Origin of the sequence: Neobacillus drentensis (assembly GCF_036965425.1) — a bacterium.
GTDB classification, from domain to species: Bacteria; Bacillota; Bacilli; order Bacillales; family Cytobacillaceae; genus Neobacillus; species Neobacillus drentensis_F.
On sequence record NZ_JBALPP010000095.1, the window covers coordinates 13,990 to 32,423 of the forward strand.

Annotated in this window: 18 protein-coding genes and 1 tRNA gene; 18 read left to right on the forward strand and 1 reads right to left on the reverse strand. The window is 41.8% G+C overall.

Annotation, left to right across the window (positions count from 1 at the left end; genetic code table 11):
* Window positions 1–194: 194 nt before the first annotated feature.
* The 5 genes from V7161_RS21400 (at window position 195) to V7161_RS21420 (ending at window position 3,879) form a co-directional block, all read left to right on the forward strand.
* Window positions 195–653, forward strand: coding sequence for an 8-oxo-dGTP diphosphatase (locus V7161_RS21400; protein ID WP_223592084.1), 459 nt, complete (start codon window positions 195–197; stop codon window positions 651–653).
* A 19-nt stretch (window positions 654–672) separates the two neighbouring features.
* Entirely contained in the window at window positions 673–1,566 is an 894-nt protein-coding gene (gene rapZ / locus V7161_RS21405) for an RNase adapter RapZ (RefSeq protein WP_335714898.1), read from the forward strand.
* A complete protein-coding gene (locus V7161_RS21410; protein ID WP_335714899.1) occupies window positions 1,563–2,546 on the forward strand; it encodes a gluconeogenesis factor YvcK family protein in 984 nt (327 codons plus the stop codon). Before rapZ ends, V7161_RS21410 begins: the two co-directional genes overlap by 4 nt.
* Window positions 2,547–2,603: 57 nt before the next feature.
* The gene (gene whiA / locus V7161_RS21415) at window positions 2,604–3,554 is read left to right on the forward strand and encodes a DNA-binding protein WhiA (protein WP_335714900.1); all 951 of its coding nucleotides are present in this window, start codon (window positions 2,604–2,606) and stop codon (window positions 3,552–3,554) included.
* 67 nt (window positions 3,555–3,621) lie between these two features.
* The gene (locus tag V7161_RS21420) at window positions 3,622–3,879 is read left to right on the forward strand and encodes an HPr family phosphocarrier protein (RefSeq protein ID WP_335714901.1); all 258 of its coding nucleotides are present in this window, start codon (window positions 3,622–3,624) and stop codon (window positions 3,877–3,879) included.
* Window positions 3,880–4,118: 239 nt separating this feature from the next.
* On the opposite strand, the gene clpP is transcribed toward V7161_RS21420, so the two are convergent.
* Window positions 4,119–4,724, reverse strand: a complete 606-nt coding sequence (gene clpP / locus V7161_RS21425) for an ATP-dependent Clp endopeptidase proteolytic subunit ClpP (RefSeq protein WP_223592078.1) — start codon at window positions 4,722–4,724, stop codon at window positions 4,119–4,121.
* Between the two features lie 207 nt (window positions 4,725–4,931).
* Here clpP and V7161_RS21430 point away from each other — a divergent pair.
* From V7161_RS21430 to rnr, 13 genes are all read left to right on the forward strand, one after another.
* Window positions 4,932–5,003 (forward strand) — tRNA-Arg (locus V7161_RS21430).
* A 128-nt stretch (window positions 5,004–5,131) separates the two neighbouring features.
* Window positions 5,132–6,460: an RNA polymerase factor sigma-54 gene (gene rpoN, locus V7161_RS21435; RefSeq protein WP_335714902.1), complete on the forward strand. Its 1,329-nt coding sequence runs from the start codon at window positions 5,132–5,134 to the stop codon at window positions 6,458–6,460.
* Between the two features lie 15 nt (window positions 6,461–6,475).
* Complete coding sequence (locus V7161_RS21440; protein ID WP_335714903.1) at window positions 6,476–6,727, forward strand: glutaredoxin family protein; 252 nt, start codon at window positions 6,476–6,478, stop codon at window positions 6,725–6,727.
* Between the two features lie 134 nt (window positions 6,728–6,861).
* Window positions 6,862–7,884: a sugar-binding transcriptional regulator gene (locus V7161_RS21445; RefSeq protein WP_335714904.1), complete on the forward strand. Its 1,023-nt coding sequence runs from the start codon at window positions 6,862–6,864 to the stop codon at window positions 7,882–7,884.
* A gap of 51 nt (window positions 7,885–7,935) precedes the next feature.
* Window positions 7,936–8,943: a type I glyceraldehyde-3-phosphate dehydrogenase gene (gene gap, locus V7161_RS21450; RefSeq protein WP_223592071.1), complete on the forward strand. Its 1,008-nt coding sequence runs from the start codon at window positions 7,936–7,938 to the stop codon at window positions 8,941–8,943.
* Between the two features lie 123 nt (window positions 8,944–9,066).
* Complete coding sequence (locus V7161_RS21455; RefSeq protein WP_335714905.1) at window positions 9,067–10,251, forward strand: phosphoglycerate kinase; 1,185 nt, start codon at window positions 9,067–9,069, stop codon at window positions 10,249–10,251.
* 28 nt (window positions 10,252–10,279) lie between these two features.
* Window positions 10,280–11,041, forward strand: a complete 762-nt coding sequence (gene tpiA / locus V7161_RS21460) for a triose-phosphate isomerase (RefSeq protein WP_335714906.1) — start codon at window positions 10,280–10,282, stop codon at window positions 11,039–11,041.
* Window positions 11,034–12,566 carry a 2,3-bisphosphoglycerate-independent phosphoglycerate mutase gene (gene gpmI / locus V7161_RS21465; protein WP_335714907.1) on the forward strand — a complete coding sequence of 511 codons (1,533 nt, stop codon included), beginning with the start codon at window positions 11,034–11,036 and terminating at the stop codon, window positions 12,564–12,566. Before tpiA ends, gpmI begins: the two co-directional genes overlap by 8 nt.
* A gap of 25 nt (window positions 12,567–12,591) precedes the next feature.
* The gene (gene eno / locus V7161_RS21470) at window positions 12,592–13,890 is read left to right on the forward strand and encodes a phosphopyruvate hydratase (RefSeq protein WP_223592065.1); all 1,299 of its coding nucleotides are present in this window, start codon (window positions 12,592–12,594) and stop codon (window positions 13,888–13,890) included.
* A gap of 122 nt (window positions 13,891–14,012) precedes the next feature.
* On the forward strand, window positions 14,013–14,555 hold the full coding sequence (locus tag V7161_RS21475) for a DUF6241 domain-containing protein (protein WP_335714908.1): 543 nt from the start codon (window positions 14,013–14,015) through the stop codon (window positions 14,553–14,555).
* 105 nt (window positions 14,556–14,660) lie between these two features.
* Window positions 14,661–14,894, forward strand: coding sequence for a preprotein translocase subunit SecG (gene secG, locus V7161_RS21480; protein WP_335714909.1), 234 nt, complete (start codon window positions 14,661–14,663; stop codon window positions 14,892–14,894).
* 261 nt (window positions 14,895–15,155) lie between these two features.
* The gene (locus V7161_RS21485) at window positions 15,156–15,902 is read left to right on the forward strand and encodes an alpha/beta hydrolase (RefSeq protein ID WP_335714910.1); all 747 of its coding nucleotides are present in this window, start codon (window positions 15,156–15,158) and stop codon (window positions 15,900–15,902) included.
* Window positions 15,903–15,916: 14 nt separating this feature from the next.
* Entirely contained in the window at window positions 15,917–18,322 is a 2,406-nt protein-coding gene (gene rnr / locus V7161_RS21490) for a ribonuclease R (protein ID WP_335714911.1), read from the forward strand.
* The last annotated feature ends 112 nt before the right edge of the window (window positions 18,323–18,434 follow it).

Here is an 18,434-nt window from a genome sequence, read left to right on the forward strand (position 1 = left end):
ATACCTTTTCCAGCGCAGGTCCAGCAGCCTGCGCTATTTTTTTGTTTGCTGCAAATAAATAAGTTAGCCACGATAAATATTAACAGAAATATCAAATTTGTATTCATTGTGACTGCAACCTAAAAATAGTATAATGAAATGAATTATATCAGGATATTTCAAGGCGCTTACGCTTTAGTAAGAAGGTGTGTATTGTGCAGCGTGTCACTAATTGCGTATTAATAAGAGATGATAAAGTATTGTTGCTGCAGAAACCGAGGCGCGGCTGGTGGGTTGCTCCGGGTGGAAAAATGGAGCCAGGCGAATCGGTGCGGGACTCTTGCATTAGGGAATACCGTGAAGAAACGGGAGTATACTTAAAAAACCCACAATTAAAAGGAATTTTTACTTTTATTATGAAAGAAGGCGACCAGCTTTTATCTGAATGGATGATGTTCACCTTCGTGGCTGCTGATTCTGATGGACTTGATTTGGATGAATCGGAAGAAGGAAAACTGGAGTGGCATCCTATCAATCAGATTAAAAATCTGCCAATGGCCGCTGGTGATTATCATATTATTGATTATATGATTCATGGAAAAGGAATTATCTACGGTACTTTTACGTATACAAAAGATTTTGCACTGATCAGCTATCGATTAGATCCAAGCTAAATAACAGGGGGAATGGGAAATGAGTACCGGTTCGACAAGCGACACTCAGATGGTCATTATTACCGGAATGTCCGGAGCTGGAAAAACCGTAGCAATTCAAAGCTTTGAAGATTTGGGGTTCTTCTGTGTCGACAATTTACCTCCTACACTGCTTCCGAAATTCCTTGAACTTATGAAGGAATCAGGGAATAAAATGAATAAAGTTGCCCTTGTCATGGACTTAAGGGGAAGAGAGTTTTTCGATCACCTTTTTAAAGCCTTAGATGAGCTGGCAGAAACTTCCTGGGTAAATCCGCAGATTTTATTTTTAGATTCAGATGATGCAACCTTGGTTAGACGCTATAAAGAAACTAGGCGCTCTCATCCGCTTGCACCATCCGGTTCTCCGCTAGAAGGAATCACCCTTGAACGGGAGCTCCTTGAAGAGTTAAAAGGGCGTGCCCAATTAATTTACAACACTTCCCAGATGAAACCACGTGAATTACGTGAGAAGATATTAACGGAATTTACCGCGAATAAACAACTAATCTTTACTGTCAATGTCATGTCGTTTGGCTTTAAGCACGGGATTCCAATTGATGCGGATCTTGTTTTCGATGTACGCTTCCTGCCGAACCCGCACTATATCGACCATATGCGTCCGAAAACAGGCCTGGATGAAGAAGTCTCCAATTATGTTTTGAAATGGAATGAGACGCATAAATTTTTGGAAAAAGTTACGGATTTGCTAAATTTCATGCTTCCGCACTATAAGCGGGAAGGGAAGGCCCAGCTGGTGATTGCCATTGGCTGTACAGGCGGGCAGCACCGATCCGTGGCCTTAGCTGAATACATCGGCCGCTTTTTCCAAAATGATTACAAGACTTGTGTTTCACACCGTGACATTGAGAGGAGAAAGGATAAAACAACATGAGAGAGTTAAGACAGCCTCGCATTGTCGTCATTGGCGGGGGGACAGGATTGCCGGTATTATTGCGTGGTTTAAAGCAGTATCCTGTTGATATTACCGCCATTGTGACAGTTGCCGATGACGGGGGAAGCTCCGGACGGCTGCGCGAGGACCTGCATATCCCTCCTCCAGGTGACATTCGCAATGTTTTAGCATCCCTTTCCGATGTTGAACCCCTTGTTGAAGAAATGTTTCAGCATCGCTTTAAAACATCGAATGAACTTTCGGGACATTCGCTGGGAAATTTAATCCTGGCTGCGATGACCTCGATTACCGGGAATTTTGTTCATGCCATTCAAGAGATGAGTAAAATCTTGAATGTTCGCGGCAAAGTATTGCCAGCCGCGAATCAAAGTGTGATTTTGCATGCGGAAATGGAAGATGGCACGATTGTGTCAGGAGAATCGAAAATTCCTTACTCTGGTAAAAAAATCAAAAAGGTTTTTATGACTCCAACCAAAATTCGACCGTTGCCAGAAACGATTCAAGCGATCCGGCAGGCTGATTTAATCATCATTGGCCCGGGGAGCTTGTATACCAGCATATTGCCTAATCTGCTTGTTCCCCGTTTAGGGGATGAAGTGTGCCGTTCACATGCTAAAAAGGTGTATATATGTAATTTGATGACACAGGCTGGAGAAACACATGGGTATTCCGCAAGCGATCATGTAAAGGCTCTTTATGATCATATGAGCTGCGCTTTTATAGATACCATGCTTGTAAATAATGAAGAAGTTCCGCCGGATGTACAGCTCCGCTACAAAGAAGAGCTGGCCCTGCCGGTGGCATACGATTTGCCAGAGTTATTCCAACTTGGCATTGAGGTCGTACATGCTGAAATCGCATATTTAGAAAATGGGGCACTCCGGCACGATCCCAAAAAAGTGGCGAAAATTTTATATAATTTGCTGATTACTGAAACCAAAAAGCGGTATGAAGCGTAAATAAGGTATGCATGTAAAAAATGTTTTTAACTAAAGTAAGTGATTGGGGTGAGGGGAATGTCTTTCGCTTCGGAAACGAAAAAGGAATTAACTAACTTGGAAGTGAAAACTTGCTGTATTCATGCAGAGCTATCCGCTTTAATTCGCATGAACGGTTCCCTTTCCTTTTCAAATCGTAAGTTAGTTGTCGATATTCAAACCGAAAATGCTGCGATTGCCAGAAGAATTTATACGTTACTGAAAAAAAGCTACCAAGTCCAGGTGGAATTGCTAGTACGAAAGAAGATGCGCCTGAAAAAGAACAACGTCTATATTGTACGTTTATCCGAACAAGCGAAGGAGATTCTTGAGGACACGAAAATTCTTGGTGAAGGGTTTACCTTTATTCATGATATTGCACCGGAATTGATTAAAAAGAAGTGTTGTAAGCGTTCTTATCTACGTGGTGCATTTCTTGCCGGTGGTTCTGTCAATAATCCGGAAACGTCTTCTTATCATTTAGAAATTGCTTCGCTCTATAAAGAACATAATGATTCTTTGTGCGAATTGATGAATACATTCGGGCTCAACAGTAAGACACTGGAGCGGAAAAAAGGCTATATTACTTATTTAAAGGAAGCGGAGAAAATCACTGAGTTTTTAAATATCATCGGTGCTCATAATGCTTTGCTTCGGTTTGAGGACGTAAGAATTGTAAGGGATATGAGGAATTCAGTTAATCGTCTGGTAAACTGTGAAACCGCAAATCTCAACAAAACGATTGGTGCCTCCATCAGGCAGGTCGAAAATATCCGCTTCATCGATCAAACAGTCGGATTGCAAATCCTGCCGGAAAAGCTACGAGAAATTGCCGAGCTTCGTTTAAATTATACGGATGTGACCTTAAAAGAACTTGGTGAAATGGTCTCCGGCGGCACTATCAGTAAATCGGGTATCAATCATCGCTTAAGAAAAATTGATGACATCGCCCAGAAGCTGCGTGTTGGGGAAATGGAAGTTAGAAACTAGAATAGTTTGTGAAATTTTGAATAAGCTTCAAAGATATAAAGAGAAAAACATGAGGAGGAATACAATTATGCTAGTAAAAGAAGTGGAAGTAAAATTAAGAACAGGACTTCAAGCGCGCCCAGCGGCCCTTTTTGTCCAGGAAGCAAACCGGTTTTCTGCCGATATTTTTCTAGAGAAAGATGGCAAGAAAGTAAATGCCAAAAGCATTATGGGCTTAATGAGCTTAGCAGTCGGCTCAGGTGTCGTGATTAATATTATTGCAGACGGCGATGACGAAGAAAACGCCATTCATGCTTTAGCGGATTTTATTCAGAAGGAACATTAAAAAAAGGGTTTGGCACATTAAGATGCCAAACCCTTTTTATTATAATTAAGAGTGCACGAGAGAGGTTAACAAAGAAGGTGATGGTCATTGTGAAGAGCCGACAGTTCCCGAGAGAGGTAAAAAAAGAAGCCGGCGGTCATTGTGAAAAGCCGACAGTGCCCGAGAGAGGTTAAAAAAGAAGCCGATGGTCACTGTCATTAAAAAAAGCAACCGGCCCTAAGGCTAGTTGCTCAAAACAATTACTTTTTAGTTTTATCATCAAGAGAATTACGAGTAATAATGTGGTCAACTAGACCATATTCTTTCGCGCGTTCAGCAGTCATGAAGTTATCGCGGTCAGTGTCTTTGCTGATTACTTCAAGAGACTGGCCAGTACGTTCCGCTAAAATACCATTTAATTTTTCACGAAGGAAGAGAATGCGCTTAGCAGCAATCTCGATTTCAGTTGCCTGTCCTTGTGCACCGCCAAGTGGCTGGTGAATCATGACTTCGGCATTTGGTAGGGCATAGCGCTTTCCTTTTTCACCTGCTGCAAGAAGGAATGCACCCATGGATGCAGCCATACCGATGCAGATTGTTTGCACGTTTGGCTTAATGAACTGCATTGTATCATAAATGGCCATACCGGCAGTAATGCTTCCGCCAGGGCTGTTAATATAAAGGGAAATATCTTTTTCTGGGTTATCAGCTTCAAGGAATAATAATTGAGCAACAATGCTGTTTGCTACATGATCATCAATTGCGCTTCCAAGCATGATGATCCGGTCTTTTAATAGACGGGAATAGATGTCATATGCTCTTTCGCCCCGGTTTGTTTGTTCGATTACTGTAGGGATCAAATTCATTTTTTTTCCTCCTTTGATTAGAAAAGGTAAAAACATTATGTATTGTTATCATACACTGGATGGTCAATAAAGGTCAAACGGTTTGACTTTAAAAATGTTCGACAGCTTTCCCTAATTCATCTTATCCAGTTTAATTCATTTTAAACCCATTTTCTACTTGCAATGTGAAGGAATCTGGCATATAATAGGTAAGTCGCTAATAATTTTGCGCTCGTGGTGCAACGGATAGCACGTAAGATTCCGGTTCTTAAAATGGGGGTTCGATTCCCTCCGAGCGCGTCATGAAAGCCCTCTGTTTTTCCAAAACAGGGGGTTTTTATTTTGCTCGCCAACTACACTATTAACAATTTCCATATCCCAAAACCCCCTCTTTCATGTAAAATAGAAAATAAGGGGGAGAGATTAACATGAATTTAAAGGCAGGATTATGGCAACAGCAAACATTAAAACTCGCGATGACGCAGGAATTGTCCCAGGCGATTGCCTTATTGCAATATTCAGCGCAGGAACTGACAGCTTTTTTGGAAAATAAGGCGCTGGAAAATCCCCTTATTCAAGTGGAGCATGCGAATGTAAAGCCGATGAATCCCCTAATCGATCGAAATCGCCGCAAACACCAAAAGGAAGAAAAAGACTGGATTGACCAAATTGCGGAAAAGAAATTTTCGTTAGAAGAGCAATTAATTTCTCAATTAAACATAAAAAAAATGTCTGCGGAACAATTAAAAGTCATTCGCCATCTTATACAGAATCTCGATGAAAACGGTTACTTCTTGGGTGTTTTTAGTGAAATTGCTGAATACTTAAAGGTATCAGAGGATTTAGTAGAAGAATGTTTAGCCGTCCTGCAAACGCTCGAGCCAGCAGGAATTGGTGCAAGAAACCTTCAAGAATGCCTCTTGATGCAAATTTATTATCAAAATCCTAATAATGAGCTTGCCCTAAATATTATCGCTAACTATTTTGTTCCTTTCGCTGAAAAGAAATGGAAGCAAATTTCAAAAGAGCTTCAGGTTTCTTTAAAGGAAATTCAAGATGTTTTCGATGAGATTCAGGTTCTTAATCCAAAGCCTGCAGCGATTTTAACCGGGGGAACTGCTAGCGCAGCCTACATTACGCCCGATGCAATTATCGAACAAACTGAGGATGGTTTAACGGTTCGGATGTTTGATGATCCGATTCCAAGGATAAGCTTTAATGAAACGTACTATAAAAAATTCAAAGACCAGGATACTCAGGTAAACCGTTTTTTACAAGAAAAATTCCAGGATTACCAATGGATCTTAAAGAGCATTGAACAGCGGAAGGAGACACTGACAAAGGTTGTAGGAAAGATTGTCGAGAAGCAGCCTGCTTTTTTTCAAAAAGGTGCGCAATATTTAGTGCCTATGACGATGAAGGAAGTGGCCGCAGAACTAGACATTCATGAATCTACCGTGAGCCGTGCTGTAAGGGAAAAATACGTGCAAACGCCAGTAGGAACCGTAACGTTAAAATCCTTTTTTACCAGTACAATCCAAACGGTTTCAGAGGATGAAAATACCTCCTCCACCCAAGTTAAAAATGCTATTAGCAGGTTGATAGAAAAAGAGAATAAAGAAAAACCGTTATCAGATCAGGAAATTGTGGATCAATTGAAGACGGCAGAAGGAATTGTCGTATCAAGGCGGACCATTGCCAAATATCGCGACCAACTGGGGATTCCGTCCTCATCCAAAAGAAAAAGATTTAATTAAGGAAGGAACAAATCAATGCCGCAAATTACGTTATATACTAGAAATCGCTGCCCGCTTTGTGAGAAGGCAAAGGTAGAGCTTCTTGAGCTTAAAAAGGAGTGGGATTTCGAACTCAAAGAAATCGATATTGAGCAAAGTGATGAATTAACCGAGCTTTATGGATTGATGATTCCGGTTGTTCATCTCAATGGGAAAGAGGTTGCTTATGGGATGATTAACAAATTTGACATAAGTAACCGTTTACAGGAAAAAAAGGCGGATTTATAAGTTGAAATAGGTTTTCACTCCTGTTACAATGAAAATTGTAGCAAGGGTGATTTTTTTTTGAATCAGGTGGGACATAATATGTCTAGGGTGGACATTTTTTGACCAGCAACATATTATAAAGGAGCATGGTAATCATGCAGTCATTCATCGATATCACCAAAAGATTATTACCCGATTTCCTTCAGGTTCTGCAAAAACGCTATTCTATCCTGCGTTACATAGGATTTATGCAGCCAGTAGGAAGAAGAAGTTTAGCAGTCAGTCTTGGCTTTACCGAAAGAATTCTTCGTAGTGAAGTAGACTTCCTCAAAGATCAGAATCTTATTTACATTAACAATGTGGGAATGAGTTTGACTGACGAAGGGAAAAATTTACTAGAAGATTTGGAAGGTCTCATGCGTGAATTAAAGGGTATGGATGTCATGGAACTGGAATTAAAACACCGGTTGGGAATTCGAAAAGTCATTATTGTACCCGGTGACAGTGATGAGTCGTCTATGGTTAAAGGCGAGCTTGGCAAGGCATGTGCAGCTTGCATGAAAAAGCTTCTTGAAGGAAAAAATATCATCGCAGTAACAGGCGGGTCAACAATGGCGGCTGTTGCAGAAAGGCTTTCGCCAGAGTTTTTGAATAAGGAATTATTGTTTGTTCCAGCCCGCGGCGGAGTTGGGGAGGATGTACATAATCAAGCGAACACAATCAGCTCGATTATGTCTCAAAACACTCAATCAAAGCATCGCGTCTTTTATGTTCCTGACCAAGTCAGTATGGAAATTTATGAATCGCTGATTAAAGAACCTGACATCCATGAGGTTTTAAGCCTAATTAGATCAGCAAGCATGGTACTCCATGGAATAGGGGATGCTATCACAATGGCCAAAAGGCGAAAAAGCAGTCCTGCTATCTTAAAAAAGCTTGAACAGGAAAAAGCTGCTTCCGAGGCATTTGGTTACTATTTTAATGAAGAAGGCGAGATTGTCCACAAGGTTCTGACGATTGGTCTCCAGCTTGAAGACTTGGCAAACATTCCAAACGTGATTGCGGTGGCAGGGGGAGCCTCTAAGGCAAAAGCAATCAAAGCCTATATGAAACAAGCGCCGGCATCGACGATTTTAATCACCGATGAAGGTGTCGCAACCAGGTTATTGAAAGGGTAAATCCTTTTAAAAAATATACATCTTTACCCAAATAAAAGGAGGAATTTTATCATGGCAGTTAAAGTTGGTATTAATGGATTTGGACGTATTGGTCGTAACGTATTTCGTGCGGCATTAAAACATAACGATGTGGAAATCGTGGCAATTAACGATTTAACAGATGCAAATATGCTTGCTCATCTTTTAAAATATGATACTGTTCACGGAACTCTTGCTGAAGATGTAACAGTTGACGGTGAATACCTAGTAGTTGGCGGACACAAAGTAAAGGTTATCGCTGAACGCGACCCTGCACAGCTTGGCTGGGGCGACCTTGGTGTGGATGTAGTAGTTGAATCAACTGGACGTTTCACAAAGCGTGAAGATGCTGCGAAACACCTTGAAGCAGGTGCTAAGAAGGTTATCATTTCTGCTCCAGCTTCTAACGAAGATATCACAATCGTTATGGGTGTTAACGAAGACAAGTACGATGCGGCTAACCACCACGTACTATCAAACGCTTCTTGTACAACAAACTGCTTAGCGCCATTTGCTAAAGTATTAAACGATACTTTCGGAATCAAGCGCGGTATGATGACAACTGTTCACTCATACACAAATGACCAACAAATTCTTGATCTGCCGCACAAAGACTACCGTCGTGCACGTGCTGCTGCTGAAAACATGATCCCAACAACAACGGGAGCGGCAAAAGCGGTTGCTCTAGTTTTACCAGAATTAAAGGGCAAATTAAACGGTATGGCAATGCGCGTTCCAACTCCAAACGTTTCAGTTGTGGACTTAGTTGCTGAATTAAACCAAGAAGTAACAGCTGAAGAAATCAATGCAGCCTTAAAAGCGGCAGCTGAAGGCCCATTAAAAGGCATTTTAGCTTACACTGAGCTTCCATTAGTTTCTACAGACTTTAACGGAAGCACTGCATCTTCTACAATCGATGCATTATCAACAATGGTTCTTGAAGGCAACATGGTAAAAGTATTATCTTGGTACGACAATGAAGTTGGTTACTCAAACCGTGTTGTTGACTTAGTAGATTACATTGCTTCAAAAGGCCTATAATATTGGATTGAATTACCAACGGTAAATCCTTTATAATGGTTAATGGTATTCCAAGGGGAGTGGGGAGGATTCCCCCTCTCCTTTTTTATTGCTACATCATTACATATGTAGGAGGTCCTTTACTTGAACAAGAAAACCTTAAAAGATGTCGATGTAAAAGGTAAACGCGTATTTTGCCGGGTTGATTTCAACGTTCCAATGCAAGAGGGGAAAATTACGGATGAAACACGAATCCGTGCGGCATTGCCAACGATTCAGTATTTAGTAGACAATGGTGCAAAAGTGATTTTAGCGAGCCATTTTGGCCGTCCAAAGGGTAAAGTTGTCGAAGAAATGCGCTTAACCCCAGTTGGTGTTAGATTGTCTGAGCTTCTTGGCAAAGAAGTGAAAAAGGCGGATGAAGCTTACGGTGATTCTGTTAAGGCAATGATCGATACCTTGAACGAAGGCGACGTTCTTTTGCTTGAAAATGTTCGTTTTTATCCTGGTGAAGAAAAGAATGATCCAGAACTTGCAAAAGCATTTGCTGAACTTGCTGATGTTTATGTGAATGATGCCTTTGGCGCTGCACACCGCGCCCATGCTTCAACTGAAGGAGTGGCCCATTATCTTCCAGCCGTTTCTGGCTTTTTAATGGAAAAAGAACTTGAAGTTCTTGGCAAGGCTCTTTCCAATCCAGAGCGTCCTTTTACAGCGATCATCGGCGGTGCGAAAGTAAAGGACAAGATTGGTGTCATTGAAAATCTCCTTGAATTAGTAGATAACTTAATTATTGGCGGCGGTCTTGCTTATACATTTGTAAAAGCACAAGGACATGAAATCGGTAAATCTCTGCTAGAAGCAGATAAAATCGACCTTGCTAAGTCATTTATGGAAAAAGCAAAGGCGAAAGGTGTTAACTTCTACATGCCAGTTGATGCCATTGTTGCTGATGATTTCTCTGCAAATGCTAACACTAAAGTAGTCTCAATCGAAGAAATTCCTGCTGACTGGGAAGCCCTTGATATTGGACCAAAAACAGCTGAAATCTATCGTGATGTCATTCAAAAATCCAAGCTAGTGATTTGGAACGGACCTATGGGTGTGTTTGAAATCGATAAATTTGCTGGTGGAACAAAAGCGGTAGCAGAAGCACTTGCTGAAGCAGAAGGCACTTATTCTGTTATCGGTGGCGGAGATTCTGCAGCAGCAGTTGAAAAGTTTAATTTAGCGGAAAAAATGAGCCATATTTCCACAGGCGGCGGTGCCTCACTTGAGTTTATGGAAGGCAAAGCATTGCCAGGCGTTGTGGCCTTGAACGATAAATAATTTTTTTCACCAGAAAGGATGTGCCTCTATGCGTAAACCGATCATTGCAGGAAACTGGAAAATGAACAAAACTATTTCGGAAGCAAAAAGCTTTGCAGAAGAAGTAAAAGGACTTGTACCTGCTCCTGACAAGATAGATTCTGTTATTTGTGCACCAGCTTTATTTTTACAAAATCTTTTAGAAGTAACGGCAGGCAGTGATGTGAAAATAGGTGCCCAAAACATGCATTTCGAAGAAAGCGGTGCGTTTACGGGAGAAATCAGCCCTAAGGCACTTGCTGACCTTGGAGTACAATATGTGATTATTGGACACTCTGAACGTCGTGAAATGTTCAATGAAACTGATGATTCAGTTAACAAGAAAACTCTTGCGGCCTTTAAATACAACTTAACGCCAATCGTTTGCTGCGGCGAAACGTTAGAACAGCGTGAAAACGGGGAAACAAACCAATTAGTTGGTGACCAGGTTGCGAAGGCACTAGCTGGTTTAACAGAAGATCAAGTGAAACAAACGGTCATTGCTTACGAACCAATTTGGGCGATTGGAACAGGTAAGTCTTCCACTTCTAAAGATGCCAATGACGTATGTGCCCATATCCGTCAAGTAATTGCCCAGCAATTTTCACAAGATGTTGCCGATGCAGTGAGAATTCAATATGGCGGCAGCGTGAAACCGGAAAATATTAAAGAATATATGGCACAGTCAGATATTGATGGTGCATTAGTAGGCGGCGCCAGCCTTGAAGCACAATCATTCCTGCAATTATTGGAGGCAGGTAAGTATGAGTAAATCTCCAGTTGCACTCATCATCCTTGATGGATTTGGATGCAGGGGTGAAACAAAAGGGAACGCCGTGGCACAGTCGAAAAAACCAAATTTTGACCGGTTTTGGAGCACATACCCACATTCCCACTTAACAGCTTCAGGTGAAGCGGTAGGTCTTCCTGAAGGACAAATGGGAAACTCTGAGGTTGGTCATTTGAACATCGGTGCCGGCCGCATAGTTTATCAAAGCTTAACACGTGTGAACATTGCGATCCGCGAAGGGGAGTTTGAAAAAAATGAAACCTTCACCGGCGCTATGGAGCATGTGAAGAAAAACGGTACAGCCCTTCATTTATTCGGTTTACTGTCTGACGGTGGTGTTCACAGCCACATCAGCCATATGTTTGCTTTGCTTAAGCTGGCAAAAGAAGAAGGCGTGGAAAAAGTTTATGTTCATGCATTCCTTGATGGCCGTGATGTCGGTCCAAAGACTGCTGCAACATATATTCAGCAGACACTGGATAAAATGAAGGAGTATGGTGTCGGCGAGTTTGCCACCATTTCTGGCAGATATTATTCCATGGACAGGGACAAGCGCTGGGAGCGCGTCGAAAAGTCCTATCGTTCCATGGTATACGGTGAAGGACCATCTTATAGCAATCCCTTAGAGGTTGTGGAGGATTCCTATTCTCATGGAATCTTTGACGAATTCGTACTTCCATCCGTAATCACAAAAGAAGATGGTCAGCCAGTTGCCACGATTCAGGACAATGATGCTGTTATTTTCTATAACTTCCGTCCGGACCGTGCAATTCAAATTTCCAACACGTTTACGAACGAAGATTTCCGTGCGTTTGACCGCGGGCCAAAGCATCCGAAGGATCTGTTCTTTGTCTGCTTAACCCACTTCAGTGAATCGGTCAATGGTTATGTAGCCTTTAAACCGACTAACTTAGACAATACATTAGGTGAAGTGCTGTCGCAAAATAATTTGAAGCAGCTACGCATCGCGGAAACAGAAAAATATCCGCATGTTACCTTCTTTATGAGCGGAGGCCGTGAAGATAAGTTCCCTGGCGAAGAGCGGATTTTAATCAACTCTCCAAAGGTTGCAACCTATGACCTTCAACCGGAAATGAGTGCTTATGAAGTAACGGACGCGCTCTTAAACGAAATTCAAAATGATAAATTTGATGCCATTATCTTAAATTTTGCTAATCCAGATATGGTTGGACACTCAGGTATGCTGGAGCCGACTATTAAAGCCATCGAAACAGTGGATGAATGCTTAGGTAAAATTGTCGATTTAATCCTTGAAAAAGGCGGCACAGCCATCATTACAGCTGACCATGGCAATGCAGACGAAGTAGTAACGTTGGAAGGCGAGCCAATGACAGCTCACACAACAAATCCAGTACCGGTTATCGTAACAAAACAAGGTGCAGAATTACGTGAAGGCGGAATTCTTGGGGATTTAGCGCCAACCATGTTAGACTTATTAAATGTTGAAAAATCAGCAGAAATGACTGGTACATCGTTATTAAAATAATTCAATTTTAAGGAGAGAAAAACAAATGCCATTTATTGCAGATGTATATGCACGTGAAGTATTAGATTCCCGCGGTAACCCTACTGTTGAAGTTGAAGTTTTCACTGATTCCGGTGCTTTTGGCCGCGCTTTAGTTCCTAGCGGTGCTTCAACTGGTGAATACGAAGCGGTTGAGCTTCGTGACGGCGACAAAGAGCGCTACCTTGGAAAAGGTGTTCTTAAAGCAGTTGACAATGTAAACGAAATTATTGCTCCGATGCTTGTTGGCGAAGAGTTCAGCGTCCTTGATCAAGTGGCTGTTGATAACGCCCTTATCGAGCTTGACGGTACTGACAACAAAGGCAAATTAGGTGCAAACGCCATCCTTGGCGTCTCTATGGCGGTTGCTCATGCGGCTGCAAACTACTTAGATATTCCTTTGTACCAATACCTTGGCGGCTTCAACGCTAAGCAGCTTCCAGTGCCAATGATGAACATCGTAAACGGCGGCGAGCATGCTGATAACAATGTGGACATCCAAGAATTCATGGTAATGCCAGTAGGTGCTCCAAACTTTAAAGAAGCACTTCGCATGGGTGCTGAAATCTTCCACAGCTTAAAATCAGTTTTAAAATCTAAAGGCCTTAACACTGCTGTTGGTGACGAAGGCGGTTTTGCACCAAACTTAGGTTCAAACGAAGAAGCACTTCAAACCATCGTAGAAGCTATCGAAAAAGCCGGCTACAAGCCTGGTGAAGAAGTAATGCTGGCAATGGATGCTGCATCTTCAGAGTTCTACAATAAAGAAGATGGAAAATACCATCTTGCTGGCGAAGGTGTTGTAAAGACATCTGCAGAAATGGTTGATTGGTATGAAGAACTTTGCTCAAAATACCCAATCATCTCAATCGAAGATGGCTTAGACGAAAACGACTGGGAAGGCCACAAGCTGTTAACCGAGCGTCTTGGCAAAAAAGTTCAATTAGTGGGTGACGATTTATTTGTTACTAACACGAAAAAGTTAGCTGAAGGTATTGAAAAAGGAATTGGCAACGCCATCCTTATCAAAGTGAACCAAATCGGTACACTAACTGAAACGTTTGATGCGATTGAAATGGCAAAACGTGCTGGCTACACAGCTGTAATTTCTCACCGCTCAGGTGAAACAGAAGACAACACCATTGCTGACATTGCTGTTGCAACGAACGCGGGTCAAATCAAGACTGGTGCGCCATCACGTACAGACCGTGTGGCAAAGTACAACCAATTGCTTCGCATTGAAGACCAATTAGGTGAAACAAGCCAATACAACGGATTTAAATCATTCTACAATCTTAAGAAGTAATTTTTATAAAAATAACCCCTGCTCTTAATGGGCAGGGGTTTTGCTTTTTTTGGAAGTAAAAGCAGGGAAATAACCAGTTCATGTTTAATATAAAAATAAACGAAAAAACTGGGGAGACAAAGATGAAAAAATATTTATCTAAACTATCACGGACACAACGAATCATTATTCTCTTTGCTGTCCTCTCTTTGGGATTTATTTATTATTTTTCAAAAGGAGCATTGCCAATTCAAAAGGATGCGGTAACCGTTAAAGTACAAAAAACGGACGAAGGAGAAACCGTAATTCAAATCCATGATAAGAATAGCAAAGAAATTGCTAAAGACTTTTCGTTAACTATGACCGAAGAAGAAATACTGGATGCAATCCACAAAATGTCGCATCAAAAAATTATAGCTGATAAAAAGTGGGGGGCTATTCCTTTAACGAATGAGCGGATAAATCGGTTATTGGATGTAGTAAATGAAAATCAGTCAAACTATAAAAACACCGATGTTTATTACAGTATTTTAAAGCGTTGGGCTAAAGGTGATTTTTCTCGAGTCGACGAAGATCATAATGAAATCTGGGACCTTCAGGAGGGAACAGTCGGGAAAGCAAAGAGAATTGCCTCCGCCAAAGAAGAAAGAGATTTTATCGAGGAGAACTTCAAAGTCAAACAATAATCGGCATTCCCAAAAGCTGTCACAATAACTCCTATTGTTAAAAGGGAAATAATATGGTAAATTAAGAATACTGTGAAATGTACGTTCTAACAGGAGGTGGCCTTCATGCATGCATTAATTGTAACATTATTAGTAATCGTAAGTATTGGACTTATTCTTGTTGTATTACTACAATCAGGTAAAAGCGCTGGATTATCTGGTGCCATTTCAGGTGGTGCTGAATCCCTATTCGGTAAGCAAAAAGCACGTGGAATTGATTTGATCTTACATCGTATTACGATTGTATTATCTGTTTTATTTTTCCTGCTTGCTCTTGCAGTTACTTACTTCAAAATCTAATAATTAAAATGCAAAATCTGGCCCGTGGGTCAGGTTTTTTTTTGTGTAGAAGTGGGTGCTCGCGAAATAATTGTATAAACAGGCGAAATAAATTTGAAAGTGCGCGAAATAAATCCCAAAACACGCGAAATAATTCAAGAAATCCGCGAAATAAACATCAAAAACCGCGAAATTCACTTCCTATAAGCCTTTTTTCTGGAATGTTCACCACTGCTTTGCTTAAACTAAGATAAGCTTATTATATAGAAGGAGTTTTTTTGCATGAGAGTTACTTTACCAAAGCCATTTACTTTTGAGGGAGGAAAGAGAGCTGTCCTTTTGCTTCATGGTTTCACCGGCAATTCCGCAGATGTCCGGATGCTGGGGCGATTTCTTGAAAAAAAAGGCTACACAAGCCATGCACCCCATTACAAAGGGCATGGGGTTCCGCCTGAAGAACTCGTTCACACTGGTCCTGAGGATTGGTGGCAGGACGTTCTAAAGAGCTATGAATTTTTGAAAAATAAAGGCCATGAAGAGATTGCAGTAGCCGGACTTTCCCTTGGCGGCGTATTTTCTTTGAAATTAGGATACACTGTACCTATAAAAGGAATTGTAACGATGTGTGCGCCTATGTATATAAAAAATGAAGACGTAATGTACGAAGGGGTTCTCGATTATGCGCGGGAATTTAAGAAACGAGAAGGAAAAACAGACGAGCAAATCGAATTGGAAATGAACGAGTTTAAAAAGACGCCGATGAACACCTTAAAAGCACTGCAGGGATTAATTGCAGAGGTTCGCGATAATGTCGATATGATTTATGCGCCAACCTTCGTGGTCCAGGCACGCCACGACAATATGATCAACACCGAAAGTGCCAATATTATTTACAACGAAATCGAGTCAGTTGAAAAGGAAATCAAATGGTACGAAGAGTCTGGACACGTCATTACGCTTGATAAGGAACGCGATCAGCTGCATGAGGATGTCTTTAACTTTTTAGAAAAACTGGACTGGCGCGATTAAAAGGAGAGATTTTTTTGGAAGAAAACATACAAAAGCACATTGACAGGCTTTTGCAATATATGAAAGATGAAGCTTACAAGCCATTAACGGTTCAGGAGCTGGAAGCAGCATTTGGCATTGAAGATTCAAGTGCATTCAAGGAATTTGTCAAAGCCCTCGTGCAAATGGAGGAAAAAGGGCTGGTGGTCCGCACCCGCAGCAACCGTTATGGCCTTCCGGAAAAAATGAATTTAATCCGCGGTAAGCTGACAGGGCATGCGAAAGGCTTTGCATTTGTCGTTCCTGATGAACCTGGTATGGATGATATTTTTATCCCGCCAAATGAAACAAACACAGCGATGCATGGGGATATCGTTTTAGCTCGAGTTTCTTCAGAATCGTCCGGGCAGCGCCGCGAAGGAAGCATTATCCGCATCATAGAGCGCGGCGTCCAGCAAGTAGTGGGAACCTATGTGGAGAGCAAAAGCTTCGGGTTTGTGATTCCCGATGATAAAAAGTTTGCCAGTGATATATTCATTCCTAAATCAGCATCAAAGGGAGCGGTCGAGGGTCATAAAGTAGTCGTGAAGCTTGTCACCTATCCGGAAGGGCGAAAAAGTGCAGAGGGTGAAGTCATCACCATCCTGGGCCACAAAAACGACCCGGGTGTAGATATTCTTTCTGTCATACATAAGCACGGACTGCCGATGGCGTTTCCAGACGATGTATTAAAGCAAGCGGATGAAACACCAGATACCATTGATGAAAGTGAATTGGCCAACCGCCGCGACCTTCGCAACGAAATCATTGTGACGATTGACGGCGCCGATGCAAAGGACCTTGATGATGCCGTGACCGTTACCAAGCTTGAAAACGGCAACTATAAACTTGGTGTTCATATTGCCGATGTCAGCTATTATGTTAAAGAAGGAACACCTATTGATGTAGAAGCGGAAGACAGGGCGACGAGTGTCTATTTAGTAGACCGGGTTATCCCGATGATTCCACATCGTTTATCAAACGGAATTTGTTCGTTAAATCCAAAAGTAGATCGGCTCGTTTTATCATGTGAAATGGAAATTTCCTCAGAGGGTACTGTTGTTTCGCATGAAATTTTTCAAAGTGTAATTAAGACAACGGAGCGAATGACCTACCATGATGTGAACCGAATTCTCATTGATAAAGACGAAGAAACTCGCGCACGTTACGAACCTCTTGTTCCGATGTTTGAATTGATGGAGGAGCTCGCGGCGATTCTTCGAAATAAGCGGATGAAGCGCGGGGCGATCGATTTTGATTTTAAAGAATCAAAGGTGTTAGTGGATGAGGAAGGCAAGCCAACGGATGTCATTCTTCGCGAGCGCTCAGTAGCCGAGAGATTAATTGAGGAGTTTATGTTAGCGGCAAACGAAACGGTCGCTGAACATTTCCACTGGATGGAAGTACCGTTTATATACCGAATTCACGAAGATCCTAAGGAAGATAAGCTGCGGAAGTTTTTTGAGTTTATCACCAACTTCGGCTACATCGTAAAAGGAACTGCTAACGATGTTCATCCTAGGGCTTTGCAGGAAATTATCGAAGAGGTTCAAGGAAAGCCGGAAGAGATGGTTGTTTCAACCGTCATGCTTCGTTCGATGCAGCAGGCAAAGTATGATCCTGAGAGTCTCGGACATTTCGGATTATCAACGGAGTTTTATACTCATTTCACCTCGCCGATTCGCCGTTATCCTGATACTATCGTGCATCGCTTGATTCGTACTTATCTAATTGAAGGAAAGCTGGATGAAGCGACTCGGGAAAAATGGAATGCCCAGTTGCCGGAAATAGCCCAGCATTCTTCAAAAATGGAGCGCCGTGCCGTCGATGCCGAGCGTGAAACGGATGAATTAAAGAAAGCCGAGTACATGGAGGATAAGATTGGTGTTGAGTATGACGGCATTATCAGCTCGGTGACCAATTTTGGTATGTTTGTCGAGCTTCCGAATACCATCGAGGGTCTTGTCCATGTCAGCTACATGACCGATGATTATTACCGATTTGATGAGCGCCATTATGCGATGATTGGCGAGCGAACAGGAAATGTGTTCCGTATCGGCGATGAGATCACTGTTCGTGTTGTAAAGGTTAATAAGGAAGAACGTGTGATTGATTTTGAAATTGTCGGCATGAAGGGGACGCCACGCCGGGATCGTTCAGAAACACCAAAAGTTTTTAAAACCGGCAGTGATACCAATAAGCCGCGCAGGAACAAACAGCAAGGTGGACAAAATCAAGACCGTAATCAAGGGCGAAATAAGGAGCGCAATCAAGGCGGCAGCCAGCAAGGTAGTTCCGAAGCCGGCGGCGGTCAAGGCAAAAAGTCGAAAAAGAAACGTAAATTTTACGAAAATGTCCCAAAAAACAAGAGCACGAAGCGGAAAAACAAACGGAATTTTTAAACATCTAAAAAAGCAGTGCAATTTTGCATTGCTTTTTTAATTATAAAAATAGTGAAGCGGGTCGATAAGAACGGTTCATAAAGACCTTGAAGCGGAAAAAAGAGAGGCCGCG

Excerpts from the sequence above, each read along its gene's own strand:
- rapZ (WP_335714898.1), top strand. The coding sequence starts at position 673 with ATGAGTACCGGTTCGACAAGCGACACTCAGATGGTCATTATTACCGGA.
- V7161_RS21410 (WP_335714899.1), top strand. The coding sequence starts at position 1,563 with ATGAGAGAGTTAAGACAGCCTCGCATTGTCGTCATTGGCGGGGGGACA.
- whiA (WP_335714900.1), top strand. The coding sequence starts at position 2,604 with ATGTCTTTCGCTTCGGAAACGAAAAAGGAATTAACTAACTTGGAAGTG.
- V7161_RS21420 (WP_335714901.1), top strand. The coding sequence starts at position 3,622 with ATGCTAGTAAAAGAAGTGGAAGTAAAATTAAGAACAGGACTTCAAGCG.
- clpP (WP_223592078.1), bottom strand. The coding sequence starts at position 4,724 with ATGAATTTGATCCCTACAGTAATCGAACAAACAAACCGGGGCGAAAGA.
- rpoN (WP_335714902.1), top strand. The coding sequence starts at position 5,132 with ATGAATTTAAAGGCAGGATTATGGCAACAGCAAACATTAAAACTCGCG.
- V7161_RS21440 (WP_335714903.1), top strand. The coding sequence starts at position 6,476 with ATGCCGCAAATTACGTTATATACTAGAAATCGCTGCCCGCTTTGTGAG.
- V7161_RS21445 (WP_335714904.1), top strand. The coding sequence starts at position 6,862 with ATGCAGTCATTCATCGATATCACCAAAAGATTATTACCCGATTTCCTT.
- gap (WP_223592071.1), top strand. The coding sequence starts at position 7,936 with ATGGCAGTTAAAGTTGGTATTAATGGATTTGGACGTATTGGTCGTAAC.
- tpiA (WP_335714906.1), top strand. The coding sequence starts at position 10,280 with ATGCGTAAACCGATCATTGCAGGAAACTGGAAAATGAACAAAACTATT.
- gpmI (WP_335714907.1), top strand. The coding sequence starts at position 11,034 with ATGAGTAAATCTCCAGTTGCACTCATCATCCTTGATGGATTTGGATGC.
- eno (WP_223592065.1), top strand. The coding sequence starts at position 12,592 with ATGCCATTTATTGCAGATGTATATGCACGTGAAGTATTAGATTCCCGC.
- V7161_RS21475 (WP_335714908.1), top strand. The coding sequence starts at position 14,013 with ATGAAAAAATATTTATCTAAACTATCACGGACACAACGAATCATTATT.
- secG (WP_335714909.1), top strand. The coding sequence starts at position 14,661 with ATGCATGCATTAATTGTAACATTATTAGTAATCGTAAGTATTGGACTT.
- V7161_RS21485 (WP_335714910.1), top strand. The coding sequence starts at position 15,156 with ATGAGAGTTACTTTACCAAAGCCATTTACTTTTGAGGGAGGAAAGAGA.